This is a genomic window from Bacillus sp. ISL-41, from assembly GCF_018613235.1.
Lineage (GTDB): Bacteria > Bacillota > Bacilli > Bacillales > Cytobacillaceae > Mesobacillus.
Map to the genome: position 1 here is coordinate 108,551 of NZ_JAGGQP010000007.1, position 16,784 is coordinate 125,334.

A 16,784-nucleotide genomic window follows, 5' to 3' on the forward strand; every position below is an offset into this window, starting at 1 on the left:
ATGGAACAAGAAAAGACAACGAGAACTGCAGCAACAGAGGATACAGGAAAAAAGTCCATTTATTCACTTCAGCTTGAAGAATTGAAGGACTGGCTGAAGGATCAAGGAGAAAAACCATTCAGGGCAGAACAAATTTATGATTGGCTCTACAAAAAAAGAGCAGCCTCTTTTGAGGAGATGTCTAATCTTTCCAAGCCTTTGAGGGACAAGCTTGAAGAGCATTTTGTTTTGACAAACTTAAGCACGATCATCCAGCAGACATCATCTGACGGAACTATTAAGTTCTTATTTGAAATGCAGGACGGAGTATCAATTGAAACAGTGCTCATGCGTCATGAGTATGGAAATTCTGTCTGTGTAACAACGCAGGTTGGCTGCAGGATCGGCTGTACTTTTTGCGCATCTACACTTGGCGGCTTAAAAAGGAACCTGGAAGCAGGAGAAATCGTGGCCCAGGTCGTAAAAGTACAACAGGCACTTGATGAGACGGATGAGAGAGTAAGTTCAATTGTCATTATGGGTATCGGTGAACCTTTTGATAACTATGACAATATGCTTTCATTCCTGAAAATCATGAACCATGAAAAGGGTATGAACATTGGCGCTCGCCATATTACCGTATCTACAAGCGGAATCATCCCTAAGATCTATCAATTTGCGGATGAAAATATGCAAATAAATTTTGCGATTTCTCTGCACGCTCCAAACAGTGAATTGCGCAGCAGGCTTATGCCAATCAACCGGGCATACAAGCTTCCTGATCTGATGGACTCCGTTCGTTATTATGTGAACAAAACCGGCCGGAGAATCAGCTTTGAATATGGTCTTTTCGGGGGAGTAAATGATCAAGTTGAGCATGCTGAAGAGCTAGCGCAACTGGTAAAAGGTTTGAAGTGCCATATCAATTTGATTCCGGTCAACTATGTACCTGAGCGTGATTACGTAAGAACACCAAAGAGCCAGATCTTCAAGTTCGAACGTACACTTCGCGACCGTGGAGTGAATGTGACAATCAGAAGAGAACAAGGGCATGACATTGAAGCAGCTTGCGGACAACTTCGGGCGAAAGAAAGAAAAGAAGAGACGAGGTGACAAGATGAAGGCTGTTTTCATGACAGACAGGGGAAAAGTCCGCCTGCATAATGAAGACAATGGCGGCATTTTTGTTAACTCTCACGGTCAGCGCCTTGCCATCGTAGCAGATGGCATGGGCGGCCACCGTGCGGGTGATGTTGCCAGTGAAATGACAATCAAGCATCTGAGGGATCTATGGGAAAGTTCAACGCAGATACATACAGCAGAAGAAGCAGAAAGATGGATGGAAGAAGCGGTCTTACAAGTCAATAAAGAAATCTTCGAGCATTCTTTGAAAAACACAGAATGTGAAGGGATGGGAACAACCGTCGTGGCGGCTATATGTACGAACCTGTTCGCTACCATCGTTAACATAGGTGACAGCCGTTGTTACTTATTGAATGAGACGGGGTTTAAACAATTGACGGAGGATCACTCCCTTGTTAACGAACTCGTTCGTTCTGGACAAATCTCTAAGGAAGATGCAGAACACCATCCGCGGAAAAATGTCCTTCTAAGAGCACTAGGGACTGAAGAGTCGGTTGAGATGGATGTGAAAACAATCATCTTTGAAGAGGAAGATGCTCTGCTCCTTTGTTCCGATGGACTTTCCAATAAGGTAAACCAGGAAGAAATGGAAAGCGTCATTAGAAATAAAGATATGTCCCTTGAAGATAAGGCGGCAGAATTTATCAAAAGGGCAAACCAATATGGCGGCGAAGATAATATTACTCTTGCTATCGTCGAATACCAGGAATTCAACGAGGGCAGGTGAAGAATATGATTATCGGAAAAAGAATCAGCGGACGCTATAAAATCAAGGACATGATCGGCGGCGGAGGCATGGCGAATGTCTACCTTGCCCATGATATGATCCTCGACAGGGATGTAGCGGTCAAAATGCTTCGTCTCGATTTTGCCAACGATGATGAATTCATCCGCAGATTCCATAGAGAAGCGCAATCCGCAACCAGCCTTGCTCATCCAAACATCGTCAGCATTTATGATGTCGGTGAAGAGGACGGGCTATACTATATTGTGATGGAATATGTCGATGGCCAGACATTGAAGCAGTACATACAGCAGCACGCGCCTGTTCCGGTTGAAGAAGCCCTTGATATTATGCAGCAGCTTACTTCCGCGATTTCACATGCCCATCATAATCATATTGTCCACCGGGATATCAAGCCGCATAATATCCTGATTGATAGCAGTGGTACAGTAAAAATTACCGATTTCGGAATAGCAATGGCTTTAAGCGCAACCAGTATCACTCAAACGAATTCAGTGCTGGGGTCTGTTCATTATCTTTCTCCTGAACAAGCTAGAGGGGGCATGGCAAACAAGAAGTCGGATATTTATTCGATTGGGATTGTCATGTTTGAATTGCTCACAGGGAGACTTCCCTTTTCAGGTGAATCTGCTGTTTCCATTGCCCTGAAACATTTACAGTCAGAGACTCCTTCCTTAAAAAGATGGAATCCGCAAATCCCTCAAAGTGTAGAGAATGTTGTTCTCAAGGCGACTGCGAAGGATCCTTTCCATCGATATGATACTGTCGATGAAATGGAAGAGGATCTGCGTACAGCACTTGATGCCAATCGTTTGAATGAAGGAAAGTTTGCCATACCAGAAGACGATGAAGCGACAAAAGCAATCCCGATTATAACGAATGACCGGCCTTATCATAATCTTGATGAAACAATCGTACGAAAAGACGCTGCTGGTTCACAGGAACAGGCACCAAAAGCTAAGCCAGAGAAAAAGAAGAAAAAGAAATGGCCAATCATACTGACAGTTTTGTTTTTATTGATCTTAACAGCGGGAATAGTAATGGTGACAATGGGCCCCGACTTATTCGGTCCGAAGGAAAAGGAAGTGCCTGATGTAAGCGGCATGGAAGTAGAAGATGCAGTCGCTAAACTCATGTCAGCTGGCTTTGTTACCGGAGATATAAATGAAATCAGTGATGAGGAAGTCGAAGAAGGAAATGTCATCCGCACTAATCCGAAAGCTGGTAAGATGATTAAAGAAGGAAATGAAATCGACTTGTATATCAGTACAGGGAAAGAAACAGTGGAATTGTCGGATTATAGAGACAGGAATTACGACGATGTCTACAGCCTCCTGGAAGGGAAAGGTTTCAAGGATATCGTAAAAAACGAAGAGCATGACGATAGTGAAGCAGGTACCATCCTTGAGCAAAATCCACCGGGTGGTGAATCCGTCATTCCCGAGGAGACAACTATTGAATTTAAAGTCAGCAAGGGGCCAGAACTGGTAACTTTGCGTGAATTAAAAGGATACAACCCAGCTAATCTCGATTTATATGAGGAAAGCACTGGGCTGGTCATTGAAAGTACTGAGGAGGCGTACCATGATACAATACAAGCCGGCTTTGTCATTTCCCAAGAACCTGAAGCAGGAACTGAGCTGCCACCAGGTAGTAAGGTAAGTGTGGTCATTTCAAAAGGACCGGAGCCAGTTCCTAAAGAAAAAACACTTGAAATTAACGTACCATATCAGCCTAAAGAAGAAGGGCTATCGCAAGAAATCACAATATTCATGAATGACGTAAACCATACAGACGGAACTCCAGTAAAAATCATTGAAATTACAGAGGATACAATTGTAAAACTCGATTTTTTAATCGCGCCTGGAAAAAAAGCTCATTATAGAATTATGCGAGATGGAGAAGTCTTTGAGAGTGACAGCGTTGATTATCCAGAAGACTAACAGACAGGGAGTGTTGCTATGCCTGAGGGCAAAATTATTAAGGCGCTGAGCGGTTTTTATTATGTTGCGAATGAAGATGGGGTTGTCCAGTGCCGAGGCCGTGGTGTTTTCCGCAAAAACAAGGTTACACCGCTGGTAGGTGACGAGGTCGTTTTCCAGGCTGAGAATGATACGGAAGGCTATATCCTGGAAGTCAAAAACAGGAAGAATGAGCTGGTACGCCCGCCAATCGCGAATGTAGACCAGGCCATCCTCGTTTTTTCAGCTGTGGAACCTGATTTCAGTACAGCTTTGCTCGACAGGTTTTTGGTGCTTGTTGAATACAACCAAATCGAGCCACTCATCTGCATTACGAAAATGGATCTAACCAATGAAGAACAAAAGTCCCGGCTCGAAGAATATGCAGAGGACTATCGGAAGGCAGGCTATGAGGTGATTTTAACATCCTCTGAAACTTCAGAGGGGCTGGAAAAATTGAAACCACATATTGAGGGCAAGATATCTGTTTTTGCCGGGCAGTCCGGAGTGGGAAAATCTTCTCTGCTTAACGCAATCCGACCAGATCTGGAGTTGAAAACTGACGATATATCCTCCCATCTGGGCAGGGGCAAGCATACAACAAGGCATGTCGAGCTGATTACCATCAATAATGGGCTTGTTGCTGACACCCCTGGTTTCAGTTCGCTGGAATTTACAGAGATTGAAGCAGAGGAGCTTAATTCATGCTTCCCGGACATAGCTGAGATCAGTGAGGATTGCAAATTCCGCGGCTGCCTTCATATGGCTGAACCCAAGTGTGCCGTCAAAGCAGCAGTCGAGTCAGAAGCTTTGCCTGAATACAGATATTCGCATTATAAGGACTTTTTGTTAGAAATCAAAGATAGAAAGCCGAGGTACTGAAACATGGTGAAAATTGCACCTTCCATTTTATCAGCCGACTTTGCCCGCCTGGGTGAAGAAATCAAGGATGTCGAGCGGGGTGGAGCTGATTATATTCATGTGGATGTAATGGATGGACATTTTGTCCCTAATATTACGATTGGTCCATTGATTGTCGATGCAATCAGACCGGTAACGAAGCTTCCGCTTGATGTCCACCTGATGATCGAAAATCCTGATCAATATATTGAAGCTTTCGCAAAGGCCGGAGCGGATTATATTACAGTCCATGTTGAAGCGAGCAGGCATCTGCACAGGACGATTCAACTAATTAAATCTACTGGTGTAAAAGCGGGGGTTGTCCTGAATCCAGCAACTCCTGTGGACAGTCTGAAGCATATTATTGAGGATGTCGACATGGTGCTGCTTATGTCCGTAAATCCAGGCTTCGGCGGCCAGAAATTCATCTCCTCAGTAGTTCCTAAAATCAGGCAGGTAAAAGAACTTGCAGATACATTGAATCCTGAACTTGAAATTGAAGTCGATGGCGGAGTGAACGAAGAGACAGCCAAGTTATGTGTAGAAGCAGGAGCTAATGTGCTTGTAGCCGGTTCAGCCGTCTTTAATAAGGAAGACAGAGGAGCTGCTATCGCAAGCCTCAGAGCATAAATAAAGCCAGCCGTCACATGCGGCTGGCTTTATTTAGCTTATAGTTTTCAAATTATATTATTCTTTGAATGAAAAAAGGAGTTTGCTTTTATGATAATAAACTTAGTAGCAGGAGGACCGGCAAACCTGATACCAGATTTCCAATTATATGACGAAAGCAATGTCATCTGGGTAGGAATCGATAGAGGTGTATTTTTTTTACTGGGAGCAGGAATCAAGCCATCAACAGCTTTTGGGGATTTCGACTCCGTTTCTGATGCAGAGTTGGCGGAGATTGAAGAAGCTGTTTCAGACCTTAATAAATACAAACCTGAAAAAGATGAGACGGATATGGAACTGGCTCTAAACTGGGCTCTAGAGCAGGAACCAGAATCTATAAAAGTATTTGGCGCAACTGGAGGAAGGCTTGACCATCTTATGGCAAATATCCAGCTGCTGGTCAAGCCCCTTCAGGACGGATCTTCCATCCATATCGAAATAATTGATAAAAATAATATCTTGTATATCAAAGGACCAGGCACCTACACCGTCAGCAAGCTCGATGAATTTAAGTATGTTTCCTTCCTCCCTGTAACACCAGCAGTCTCCGGCATGACGCTAGAAAATTTTAAATACCCATTAAATGACTGTCATATTCCTATGGGGTCGACACTATGTATTAGTAATGAACTTATTAGAGGTCATGGTACTTTTTCATTTTCTGAAGGCATATTATTAGTTGTAAGAAGCAAGGATTAAAAAAGTCTTCCCTGGAGCTCTATTCATAATTGAATTCAAGGATTCACATGAAAGGAGCAATTTTTGCATACCAGCGAATATACTGTACGGATGCAGAAAGAAGACTGGTTTTCGAGAGATGGTGAGGAGGGACGGTATGAGATTCTATACAATCAAACTGCCTAAATTTTTAGGGGGCCTCGTACGGGCGATGTTAGGTGCATTTAAAAAGGAATAGAACTGATAAAAAAGTGAAGTGAAGAGAGAATATGAAAGCTCCATTGGCACCCTGGAAACAGGGTGTTTTTATTTTGCTGTCAATTGGGAAGAATGAGCATGAGGATGTTTTTGTAAGTCACAGAAAAATAAAAAAGGCACCCTCTTGGATGCCGTGCAGTTTCCTGCCGGCTGCTGGAGCCAGGCAGAACATCTGCGACTTTTTAATTATACGCGTTCAACTTTACCTGATCTTAGAGCTCTTGCAGATACCCAAACACGCTTAGGCTTGCCGTCTACAAGAATACGTACTTTTTGAAGGTTAGCACCCCATGTACGCTTGTTAGCGTTCATTGCGTGAGAGCGTGCGTTACCAGAACGAGTTGATTTACCAGTTACTACACATTTACGTGGCATATGATTTCCCTCCTAACTGACAAAAGCTGTTACTATTTTTTGCTGCAATTATTTGCATATCGTCAGAACTGCGAATTAAACAGGATAACCTCTTCTCTGACATACTTTAATAATTTATCATAGAAATTTCGCATTTGCAATACTTCTGATGAAAGCTATAAAGAAAAAAACCTTGACATATACTTGAGATTCTTGCTGAATAATAAAGGGAAGGGCAGAATAACTTTAAAAATTGCCTGGCTTATAGTAAAATAACTGTAGCATAATGCTATTTTTCCAAAGGGGGAACGAATCATGTCCATCGAGCTAAAAACGAAGTACGGACAAATTGATATATCAAATGACGTCATTGCAACGATTGCGGGCGGCGCAGCGGTTGATTGTTATGGTATTGTCGGGATGGCTTCAAAGAACCAGATCAAGGACGGATTGACAGATATTTTGCGCAGGGAGAATTTCACTCGCGGAGTAATCGTTCGCCAGGAAAACGAGGAAGTACATATTGATATGTATATTATTGTGAGCTATGGGACGAAAATTTCCGAGGTTGCCCACAATGTCCAGTCAAAGGTAAAATACACTCTTGATAAAACTGTAGGGCTGGCAGTTGACTCGGTGAATATTTACGTTCAAGGAGTTCGTGTAACGAACCCGTAAGAGGAGGAAAGATTTGTGTCTATTAATGTTCTAGACGGAAAGCGTTTTGCGGAGATGGTGATTCAGGGTGCCAACCATTTGGCGGCGAATGCCAAGTATGTCGATGCACTGAACGTCTTCCCTGTTCCTGATGGTGATACGGGAACGAATATGAATTTATCGATGACTTCCGGTGCCAAGGAAGTAAAGAACAATGTACAGGAACATATCGGGAAGGTTGGTTCTGCACTTGCCAAGGGCTTGCTTATGGGAGCGAGAGGTAACTCTGGGGTTATCCTGTCCCAATTATTCCGCGGTTTTGCAAAAGCAATCGAAAATAAGCCAACTGTGAACTCTGTAGAGTTTGCCGCTGCGTTGAATGCAGGTGTTGAAACAGCTTATAAAGCTGTCATGAAACCTGTGGAAGGCACAATTTTAACAGTAGCAAAGGATGCTGCAAGGCATGCTGTAGCTGTTGCCAAGAATCATGAAAGCCTTATTGGCTTAATGGAAGAAGTGCTGAAAGAAGCGAAGGCATCATTAAACCGCACACCTGATTTACTTCCCGTCCTAAAGGAAGTAGGAGTAGTAGATAGTGGCGGACAGGGTCTTGTGTTCGTTTATGAAGGCTTCCTTGCAGAATTGAAGGGTGAAAAGCTTCCTGATTCCCCATCTGCAATGCCGAATATGAATGAGCTTGTCAGCGCTGAGCATCATAAGAGCGTCCAAAGCCACATGAACACTGAAGATATCGAATTCGGCTATTGTACTGAATTCATGGTTAGGCTTGAAGGAAAAGAAGCATTTTCTGAGGAAAACTTCCGCCAGGACTTGAGTAATTATGGTGATTCACTCTTGGTAATTTCCGATGACGAAGTTGTAAAGGTACATATCCACTCAGAACAGCCCGGCGAGGTTTTGACGTATGGACAAAGATACGGAAACCTTATCAATATGAAAATTGAAAATATGCGCCAGCAGCACACTGATATTGTCGGCGAATCATCTACCCCACTTCGAACTCAGGCTGCTGAGCCCAAGAAGGAAAAACGGGAGTACGGAATCGTCGCTGTCTCAATGGGTTCCGGAATCGCTGAGCTTTTCCGCAGCATTGGTGCCAACGCGGTGATCGAAGGCGGCCAGACAATGAATCCAAGTACGGAGGATATCATTACGGCGATCAAAGAAGTGAATGCGCGCAAGGTCATCATCCTGCCGAACAATAAAAACATCATCATGGCCGCTGAGCAGGCTGCAGAGGTAGCGGAGGAAGAAGTGGTAGTCATCCCTTCTAAAACTGTGCCTCAGGGTATGACAGCACTGCTTTCATTTAACCCATCAGCCGAACCTGGTGACAACAAAGAAGCAATGACTGAGGCCATGCAGCATGTGAAAACGGGCCAGCTGACATATGCTGTCCGTGATACCAGTATAGACGGACTTGAAATTTCAACAGGAGATTTCATGGGCCTTGCCGATGGAAAGATCGTCCTGAAGGATCAAGATAAAGTCAAGGCAGCCAAGGACCTATTGGATCAGATGCTTGACGAAGACTCAGAAATCCTGACAATCTTAAAGGGTGAAGATGCTTCCGACGAAGATGTCGATTCAATCGTCGAGTTTGTTGAAAGCAATTACGGCGATGTAGAAGTAGAAGTCCACAATGGTGAACAGCCATTATACGCCTTCATCTTCGCGATCGAATAAATTCATCCAGGATTGGAGATTCTTCTGCTGGACAAATAAAATTGTAATATGGTACCAAGGAATAGAAGGGGACTCCCCTTCTATTTCGTTTTGTATATAAAGAGCTTTTAATCGATGATTGCATGATTTTATATGAAAAGATAAACGTAATAGCAGCTGCATTGCCCGAAAAAGAGCCGTGCAGTCGAAAACGGTAAAAGAAGAGGCTTTGCATTGCCCGAGTAAGAGCAACGCATTCAAAAACGGTAAAAGCAGAACTCCAGAAACAGCATGAGGAGGGGAGAGCGGCAGCACCGATTGGCCGGGAGCTGGAGGCCAGAATTTTCGGTATACCGCTTGATAATCTTGAATGAACAATTAAAACAACCAGTAACAGCAGTTAAAGGGATCGGCAATGAAATGGCGGAGACTCTGGCAGATATGCAGATCAGGACTGTCGGTGACTTGCTTGAATACTTCCCGTACCGTTACGAGGATTATCGCCTGAAGGACCTGGCGGAAGTAAAGCATGACGAGAGGGTCACGGTGGAAGGGACAGTTCACAGTGAGCCTTCTGTTGTATATTATGGCCGTAAAAAGAACCGGCTGACAGTGAGGCTGCTTGTTGGCCGGTATTTAATCATCGCTACATTCTTTAATCAGCCATATCTAAAACAAAAAATAACTGTCGGGGAAACCATCTCTGTTACCGGGAAATGGGATCAGCACAGGCAGACGATCACCGCTACTCAAATGTCATTGGGCGAGAATGGAAAGAGCCAGGATTTTGAACCTGTTTATGCTGTAAAAGGAAAAATGACCGTGAAAACAATCAGAAGGCTGATCAAGCAGGCATTTTCTCAGTTCGGACATGAAATCGGAGAAATTTTGCCAGCGGAACTTCTGCAGAAATATAAACTGCTTAACCGCAGGGATGCGCTGAGGATCATGCATCTCCCGTCAGATTCAGAGGAGATGAAGCAGGCGAGAAGGAGATTTGTTTACGAGGAATTTCTTTTATTCCAGCTTAAGATGCAGTCCTTGAGAAAACTTGAACGGGAACAGAGTCCTGGGATTGCGATTTCGTATGAATTGGACAAGCTGAAGACTTTTATCGCGGGATTGCCTTTCCCGCTTACGGGAGCGCAGAAAAGAGTGGTAAATGAAATCCTTGGGGACATGAAGTCGCCTTACCGCATGAATCGTCTTCTTCAAGGCGATGTAGGATCGGGTAAAACAGTTGTTGCGGCGATCGCCCTTTATTCGGCAAAGACAGCGGGCTATCAAGGGGCATTAATGGTCCCTACGGAAATCCTGGCCGAACAGCACTCGCAGTCATTGACACAGTTGCTTGAGCCTTTCGGGATAACAGTGGCTCTCCTGACAAGCTCCGTCAAAGGCAAGCGCAGAAGAGAGATGCTTGAACAGCTTAAGCTTGGTGAAATTGACGTGCTGATTGGAACACATGCTTTGATCCAGGATGAAGTGGATTTTTACAACCTGGGACTGGTGATCACGGATGAACAGCACCGTTTTGGCGTGGAACAAAGACGGGTGCTTAGGGAAAAAGGGGAAAATCCTGATGTACTGTTCATGACCGCGACTCCAATACCAAGAACTCTTGCCATTACCGTATTTGGTGAAATGGATGTCTCTGTCATTGATGAAATGCCAGCTGGCCGTAAAACGATTGAAACATATTGGGCCAAACATGAAATGCTTGAGCGAGTGCTTGCCTTCATGGAAAAAGAGCTGTCGAAAGGAAGACAGGCCTATGTGATTTGTCCTCTTATCGAGGAGTCTGACAAGCTGGACGTACAGAACGCAATCGATGTGCACAGTACTTTGAGCTTTTATTTTAAAGACCGTTACAAGGTCGGACTTATGCATGGGCGCCTCCATTCCGATGAGAAAGACCAGGCCATGAAAGCATTCAGTGAAAACGAGGTGCAAGTTCTCGTTTCGACCACTGTGGTAGAGGTTGGGGTCAATGTCCCGAATGCGACGGTCATGCTGATTTATGACGCTGAGCGATTTGGTCTGGCACAGCTTCACCAATTAAGAGGCAGGGTTGGCCGCGGCAGTGACCAATCGTATTGCATTTTGCTTGCCGACCCTAAAAGCGAAGTCGGCAAAGAGCGGATGAAAATAATGTCCGAAACGAATGATGGGTTTGTTCTCAGTGAAAAAGATTTAGAGCTGAGGGGCCCAGGTGACTTCTTTGGAAAAAAACAAAGCGGCCTGCCTGAATTCAAGGTAGCAGATATGGTCCATGATTACCGTGCGCTGGAAACCGCTAGGAATGATGCGACGCTGCTAGTCCAATCAGAAGCTTTCTGGCAAAGCGGGAAATATAGATTATTGCGGGAGTATCTAGAGGAAACAGGTGCTCTTGCCAATGAGAAACTGGATTGACCTGATTGAATCTATTAACGATTAAAAGATTCATAGCATGGACGAAAGCAGATTCAGTTGTGAGTCTGCTTTTGTTATGTACCGGGGTTCATGGTTTATCTATACTGTTAAGGCGTTGATTAGTGCTGATCCACCCCCCAGTGCATTTCAATTTTTCTTCTTGCAATCTTTTTTTATTATATATATACTACTATTAGTACCTAGTCTTAATAGCTCGGGCGGTGTTTAGTAAATGAAACGCAACAAAAGAGAACGTCAGTCTATGTTGACTGAGACGATAAAAGAAAATCCCTTCATAACGGATGAGGAACTGGCCGATAAATTTTCCGTCAGCATCCAGACAATAAGACTGGACAGACTGGAATTATCAATTCCTGAATTAAGGGAAAGAATTAAGAACGTGGCCGAAAAACGATTCGAAGATGAAGTTCGTTCCTTGCCGCTTGAAGAAGTAATTGGTGAAATCATTGATATTGAACTTGACCATAGTGCTATATCAATTCTGGATATAAAGAGAGAACATGTATTTAAACGAAATAAAATCGCCAGGGGGCACCATTTGTTTGCCCAGGCTAACTCACTGGCCGTAGCCGTTATAAATGATGAGCTTGCATTGACAGCTAAAGCAAATATCCAATTCACAAGATCGGTAAAAGAAGGTGAACGGGTAATTGCCAAAGCGAGAGTCAAAAAGATTGATAACGATAATGGCCGTACTCTTGTAGAAGTGATTAGTTTTGTGAATAGTGAAAGTGTTTTTAAAGGCGAGTTTGAAATGTACCGGTCAAAAAATGAAAAGTAAGGGATGAAAAGCGATGAGGCTAGCAGTAGATGCGATGGGCGGAGACAATGCACCAAGAGAAATCGTCCTCGGAGCAATGAAAGCAATTGAAAAATATAATGACATACATATCGTGCTGGTCGGCGACGAGAATAAGATCCGGGAGCACCTCACAAATGAAGAAAGAATCGAAATCCTTCATACAGAAGAAGTGATCCTTGGTACAGATGAACCTGTCAGGGCGGTGCGCCGCAAAAAAACTGCTTCAATGGTTCTGGCAGCCCAGCAAGTTGCTGACGGAAATGCGGATGCCTGTATTTCTGCCGGCAATACAGGAGCTTTGATGGCTGCTGGATTGTTCGTGGTTGGAAGAATAGACGGTATTGAAAGGCCTGCCCTGGCGCCGACTCTCCCTACAATTGGAGGAGAAGGCTTCCTGCTTCTGGATGTTGGAGCCAATGCTGATGCAAAACCTGAACACCTTGTCCAGTATGCAATCATGGGCTCGATATACAGCGAGAAAGCAAGAGGAATCACAAATCCTCGTGTGGGCTTGTTGAATATTGGGACAGAGGAGAAGAAAGGCAACGAGCTTGTAAGAAACACATATGGATTATTGAAGGAAGCAGATATCAACTTCATTGGCAACGTTGAATCAAGGGACTTGCTTGAGGGAGCCGCGGATGTTGTAGTCGCAGATGGTTTTACCGGAAATATGGTTCTGAAAACCATTGAAGGTACAGCTATGTCTGTGTTTAAAATGCTAAAGACTGCTTTGACTTCCAACTTCAAAAGCAAGATGGCTGCCGCTGTTCTGAAGCCGGACCTGACCGTGCTGAAAAATAAGATGGATTACACGGAATATGGCGGTGCTGGTCTTTTCGGTCTTAAGGCTCCCGTAATCAAAGCTCATGGATCATCTGACGCCAATGCGGTGTTTAATTCGATCCGCCAGGCGAGAGAAATGGTCGAGAAGGATGTTTCCGGTACTATCAAAACTGCCATCGAAAAGTGAACAATCAATAAAAAATAATGAGTTAAAGGGGAATCTTTCATGGGGAAAATCGCGTTTTTGTTCCCGGGACAGGGATCGCAGACAGTAGGGATGGGACAGGCCCTTGCGAATTCAGAACAATCAGTCTCAGAAACTTTCAAAAAAGCGGACGAGGTCCTGGGTGAAAGCTTAAGCAAACTGATTTTTGAGGGGCCGCAAGAGAAACTTACGCTTACGACAAATGCCCAGCCTGCGCTTTTGACAACCAGTATTGCGATATTGAATTATTTCAGCCAGTTCGGGATTAAGCCTGATTTTACTGCCGGCCATAGTCTGGGTGAATATTCTGCCCTGGTTGCTTCAGAAGCGATTACTTTTGAAGACGCTGTGTATGCGGTCCGCAAACGTGGAGAGCTCATGGAAGAAGCTGTACCGAATGGAGAAGGAACAATGGCTGCAGTTCTCGGCATGGACCGACAAAAGCTCATGGATGTGACCGAAACTGTATCAGCTGGAGGTAATCCTGTTCAGCTTGCCAACTTGAATTGTCCAGGACAAATCGTCATTTCTGGTTCTAGAGCTGGAGTTGAAGAAGCTTCCGTGAAAGCAAAGGAAGCTGGAGCCAAACGGGTTATTCCGCTCGATGTCAGCGGTCCGTTTCATTCCTCACTGATGAAGCCGGCTGCTGAAAGATTTGAAGCTGTACTGGAGAACATCGCTATTAAGGATGCTGCAGTACCGGTGATCGGAAATGTAACGGCTGAACCAATGACAGAAGCCTCGGAATTCAAAAAAAGACTAGTTGAACAGCTTTATTCTCCGGTACTATGGGAGGATTCAGTCGCGAAAATGATGGAACTCGGTGTCGATACTTTCATAGAAATCGGACCGGGTAAGGTTTTGTCAGGACTCGTTAAGAAAGTGGATCGCTCAGCAAAGACATTCGCAATATATGATGCAGAAACTTGTGCAGCAGCAGTTGCTGCACTGAAGGAGGAGAAGGAATGAGACTGGAAGGTAAGGTAGCGCTGGTAACTGGAGCATCACGTGGCATTGGGCGCGAGATCGCTTTGGAACTTGCCAGGGAAGGTGCATCAGTCGCAGTCAATTATGCAGGGAGCGAAGCAAAAGCCCTGGAAGTAGTTGATGAAATCAAGGCAATGGGACAGGGTGCTTTTGCCATCCAGGCAGACGTCTCCAACTCCGAATCAGTAAATGATATGGCTAAAGAAACGATTGAGCGTTTCGGCAAGATTGACATACTTGTTAACAATGCGGGTATAACGAAAGACAACCTGTTGATGAGGATGAAAGAATCTGAATGGGATGATGTAATCAACATCAACCTAAAAGGTGTCTTTCTATGTACAAAAGCAGTTACAAGACAAATGATGAAGCAGAGAAGCGGGAGAATCATCAATATCTCCTCCATTGTAGGCGTCAGCGGGAATCCGGGGCAGGCTAACTATGTTGCGGCCAAATCCGGTGTGATCGGGCTGACGAAAACGACGGCGAAAGAGCTATCATCCAGAGGCATCACAGTGAACGCTGTGGCACCGGGCTTTATCACGACAGACATGACGGATAAGCTAAACGAGGATGTAAAAACAGAAATGCTCAAGCAGATACCGTTGGCACGTTTCGGTGAGCCAAAAGATATTGCAAGAACCGTCGTCTTTCTCGCTTCAGAAGACAGCGCCTATATGACAGGCCAAACCCTGCACATAGATGGCGGCATGGTGATGTAGGACTAAGTTTTTGTCTTGAAAACAAGCTCTGTTATAATCAACTTTCGAATATTAGAGGGTCTAAGATTAAAAAATTATTACAGCCATTTATTAATTAAATAAAATCAACTATAATGGCTTGAGGGGAGGTGAACAAGCATGGCAGACGTTTTAGAACGCGTAACAAAAATTATTGTTGACCGTTTGGGAGTAGATGAATCTCAAGTAACTTTAGAAGCATCTTTTAAAGATGATCTTGGTGCTGATTCCCTTGATGTTGTTGAATTGGTAATGGAACTGGAAGACGAGTTCGACATGGAAATTTCTGATGATGATGCTGAAAAAATCGGTACAGTTGGTGACGCTGTTAACTACATAAATAGCCAAAAGTAATTGTTCGATTTACTGAGAAGCTCCGTTTTTATAAACGGGGCTTTCTTCTGTAAAAAAGGCCCTGTACAACTTATTCTCGGCATAATATCGTGCTGTCGGTATTTATGTGAGCAGTAATACAGCTAATATGAAAGGAATCTGCTGGAATCAACCAAGTTTTTTTGCTTTATTGGCGTTATTTTTTGTAAACTGTTAGTAGTCTGTATTGTTTTGCATATGTCACAATAAATGAAATCTGCAAAATCATTCAATAACAGCTTTAAATTATGAGCAAGGTGGAATAAATCATGCGCAACAATGGAAGAGAAAGAGACAAAAAGAATATCCGCGCAAAGGAGCAGAAGTTCAAAGAATTCCAGGACAAAATTGGTATTCATTTTGATAGTGATAAGCTTTTAAAACAGGCATTTACACATTCATCCTATGTGAATGAGCATCGCAGAAAGCCTCATGAGGATAATGAGAGGCTTGAGTTTCTTGGTGACGCTGTTTTGGAACTGACTGTATCCCAATTCTTATATAAGAAGTATCCGATGATGAGCGAGGGAGAGCTTACTAAGCTGCGCGCTGCTGTAGTTTGTGAGCCATCACTTGTGGCCTTTGCGAATGAACTTTCCTTTGGTGAACTTGTTTTGCTTGGCAAGGGAGAAGAAATGACAGGCGGAAGAACAAGGCCTGCCCTTTTGGCAGATGTATTCGAGGCGTTCATCGGTGCCTTATACCTGGATAAAGGAATTGAAACAGTCACTACATTCCTAGAAGAAATTGTGTTTCCAAAAATCAATGCCGGTGCTTTTTCTCATGTGATGGATTTTAAAAGCCAGCTTCAGGAACTCGTACAACGTGATGGTGTCGGCACGCTTGAATACCGGATTATGAAGGAGATTGGTCCTGCGCATAGCCGGGAATTCGAATCACGTGTATACCTTAACGGGCAGGAATTAGGGACAGGCACAGGACGCTCAAAGAAAGAAGCAGAGCAGCATGCTGCCCAGATGGCTCTTGAAAAATTGAAGTCCCATATGGAAGCGAATATGGAAACGGACGATAAATAGAACGATTTTTGCAAAAGAAGATGCATCTAAACTCCAAATTGTCTAGCTCCAGTGCCTAGCCCCTCGAGTCGCTTGTCTAGCTGCGGTTCCTAACTCCTCGAGACGCTTCGGTCCTGCCAATGAAGTCAAAGAACGACTTCACTGGCAGGCCCTCCAGCGCTTGTCGGAGTTGGGCAGTCGCCTATGCTTTTCGAGTTGTCTAGTGTCGCCTCCTAGAATCTCCGAAACTTCAACTCCGCCGGCAGAAGCCAAAAGCGCTTCTTTGTCGGAGTCTCCAGTTTCTGCGTTTCTGGGCAGTCGGCTATACTTTTCGATTTCGGTCCGCCCATTGAAGTCAAAGAACGACTTCACTGGTCGGCCCTCCAGCGCTTTTCGGGGCTGGACAAGGC

At 44.2% G+C, this 16,784-nt stretch carries 19 protein-coding genes; 16 read left to right on the forward strand and 3 right to left on the reverse strand.

All coding sequences use genetic code 11. The features are described 5' to 3' along the window. From rlmN to spoVM, 7 genes are all read left to right on the forward strand, one after another. On the forward strand, positions 1-1,092 hold the full coding sequence (gene rlmN, locus J7I80_RS03125; RefSeq protein WP_214735950.1) for a dual-specificity RNA methyltransferase RlmN: 1,092 nt from the start codon (positions 1-3) through the stop codon (positions 1,090-1,092). 4 nt (positions 1,093-1,096) lie between these two features. After that, the gene (locus J7I80_RS03130; RefSeq protein ID WP_214735969.1) at positions 1,097-1,849 is read left to right on the forward strand and encodes a Stp1/IreP family PP2C-type Ser/Thr phosphatase; all 753 of its coding nucleotides are present in this window, start codon (positions 1,097-1,099) and stop codon (positions 1,847-1,849) included. Positions 1,850-1,854: 5 nt separating this feature from the next. Continuing rightward, on the forward strand, positions 1,855-3,810 hold the full coding sequence (pknB, locus tag J7I80_RS03135; protein WP_214735951.1) for a Stk1 family PASTA domain-containing Ser/Thr kinase: 1,956 nt from the start codon (positions 1,855-1,857) through the stop codon (positions 3,808-3,810). Positions 3,811-3,828: 18 nt separating this feature from the next. Then, positions 3,829-4,710: a ribosome small subunit-dependent GTPase A gene (gene rsgA / locus J7I80_RS03140; protein WP_214735952.1), complete on the forward strand. Its 882-nt coding sequence runs from the start codon at positions 3,829-3,831 to the stop codon at positions 4,708-4,710. A 3-nt stretch (positions 4,711-4,713) separates the two neighbouring features. After that, entirely contained in the window at positions 4,714-5,358 is a 645-nt protein-coding gene (gene rpe, locus J7I80_RS03145) for a ribulose-phosphate 3-epimerase (protein WP_214735953.1), read from the forward strand. A 90-nt stretch (positions 5,359-5,448) separates the two neighbouring features. After that, complete coding sequence (locus J7I80_RS03150; RefSeq protein WP_214735954.1) at positions 5,449-6,096, forward strand: thiamine diphosphokinase; 648 nt, start codon at positions 5,449-5,451, stop codon at positions 6,094-6,096. Positions 6,097-6,232: 136 nt separating this feature from the next. Further along, entirely contained in the window at positions 6,233-6,313 is an 81-nt protein-coding gene (gene spoVM / locus J7I80_RS03155) for a stage V sporulation protein SpoVM (RefSeq protein WP_167831967.1), read from the forward strand. A gap of 206 nt (positions 6,314-6,519) precedes the next feature. Here the strand turns inward: spoVM and rpmB are convergent, their stop codons facing one another. Then, positions 6,520-6,708 (reverse strand): 50S ribosomal protein L28, encoded by a 189-nt coding sequence (rpmB, locus tag J7I80_RS03160; protein WP_023614934.1) that lies wholly within the window; start codon positions 6,706-6,708, stop codon positions 6,520-6,522. Positions 6,709-7,002: 294 nt separating this feature from the next. On the opposite strand from rpmB, the gene J7I80_RS03165 reads away from it, so the two are divergent. Together J7I80_RS03165 and J7I80_RS03170 are read left to right on the forward strand one after the other, a co-directional pair. Next, positions 7,003-7,365, forward strand: coding sequence for an Asp23/Gls24 family envelope stress response protein (locus J7I80_RS03165; RefSeq protein WP_041965977.1), 363 nt, complete (start codon positions 7,003-7,005; stop codon positions 7,363-7,365). A gap of 15 nt (positions 7,366-7,380) precedes the next feature. Continuing rightward, the gene (locus J7I80_RS03170) at positions 7,381-9,051 is read left to right on the forward strand and encodes a DAK2 domain-containing protein (RefSeq protein WP_214735955.1); all 1,671 of its coding nucleotides are present in this window, start codon (positions 7,381-7,383) and stop codon (positions 9,049-9,051) included. Here J7I80_RS03170 and J7I80_RS03175 read toward each other — a convergent pair. Beyond that, entirely contained in the window at positions 9,022-9,408 is a 387-nt protein-coding gene (locus J7I80_RS03175) for a hypothetical protein (protein ID WP_214735956.1), read from the reverse strand. The two genes, J7I80_RS03170 and J7I80_RS03175, sit on opposite strands and share 30 nt — an antisense overlap. Here J7I80_RS03175 and recG point away from each other — a divergent pair. The 7 genes from recG to rnc all read left to right on the forward strand — a co-directional run bounded on the left by recG (position 9,397) and on the right by rnc (position 16,395). After that, positions 9,397-11,445, forward strand: a complete 2,049-nt coding sequence (recG, locus tag J7I80_RS03180) for an ATP-dependent DNA helicase RecG (RefSeq protein ID WP_214735957.1) — start codon at positions 9,397-9,399, stop codon at positions 11,443-11,445. The two genes, J7I80_RS03175 and recG, sit on opposite strands and share 12 nt — an antisense overlap. Before the next feature lie 232 nt (positions 11,446-11,677). Further along, positions 11,678-12,247 (forward strand): transcription factor FapR, encoded by a 570-nt coding sequence (gene fapR, locus J7I80_RS03185; RefSeq protein ID WP_214735958.1) that lies wholly within the window; start codon positions 11,678-11,680, stop codon positions 12,245-12,247. Between the two features lie 13 nt (positions 12,248-12,260). Continuing rightward, complete coding sequence (gene plsX / locus J7I80_RS03190; protein ID WP_214735959.1) at positions 12,261-13,241, forward strand: phosphate acyltransferase PlsX; 981 nt, start codon at positions 12,261-12,263, stop codon at positions 13,239-13,241. Between the two features lie 39 nt (positions 13,242-13,280). Beyond that, entirely contained in the window at positions 13,281-14,228 is a 948-nt protein-coding gene (gene fabD / locus J7I80_RS03195; RefSeq protein WP_214735960.1) for an ACP S-malonyltransferase, read from the forward strand. Further along, a complete protein-coding gene (gene fabG, locus J7I80_RS03200) occupies positions 14,225-14,968 on the forward strand; it encodes a 3-oxoacyl-[acyl-carrier-protein] reductase (RefSeq protein ID WP_214735961.1) in 744 nt (247 codons plus the stop codon). The genes fabD and fabG overlap by 4 nt, the downstream gene beginning before the upstream one ends. Before the next feature lie 138 nt (positions 14,969-15,106). After that, positions 15,107-15,340 carry an acyl carrier protein gene (locus J7I80_RS03205; RefSeq protein ID WP_167831778.1) on the forward strand — a complete coding sequence of 78 codons (234 nt, stop codon included), beginning with the start codon at positions 15,107-15,109 and terminating at the stop codon, positions 15,338-15,340. Positions 15,341-15,627: 287 nt separating this feature from the next. Then, the gene (rnc, locus tag J7I80_RS03210) at positions 15,628-16,395 is read left to right on the forward strand and encodes a ribonuclease III (RefSeq protein ID WP_214735962.1); all 768 of its coding nucleotides are present in this window, start codon (positions 15,628-15,630) and stop codon (positions 16,393-16,395) included. Between the two features lie 138 nt (positions 16,396-16,533). Here rnc and J7I80_RS03215 read toward each other — a convergent pair. Continuing rightward, on the reverse strand, positions 16,534-16,784 hold a 251-nt coding region (locus tag J7I80_RS03215), incomplete at its 5' end, for a hypothetical protein (protein ID WP_214735963.1).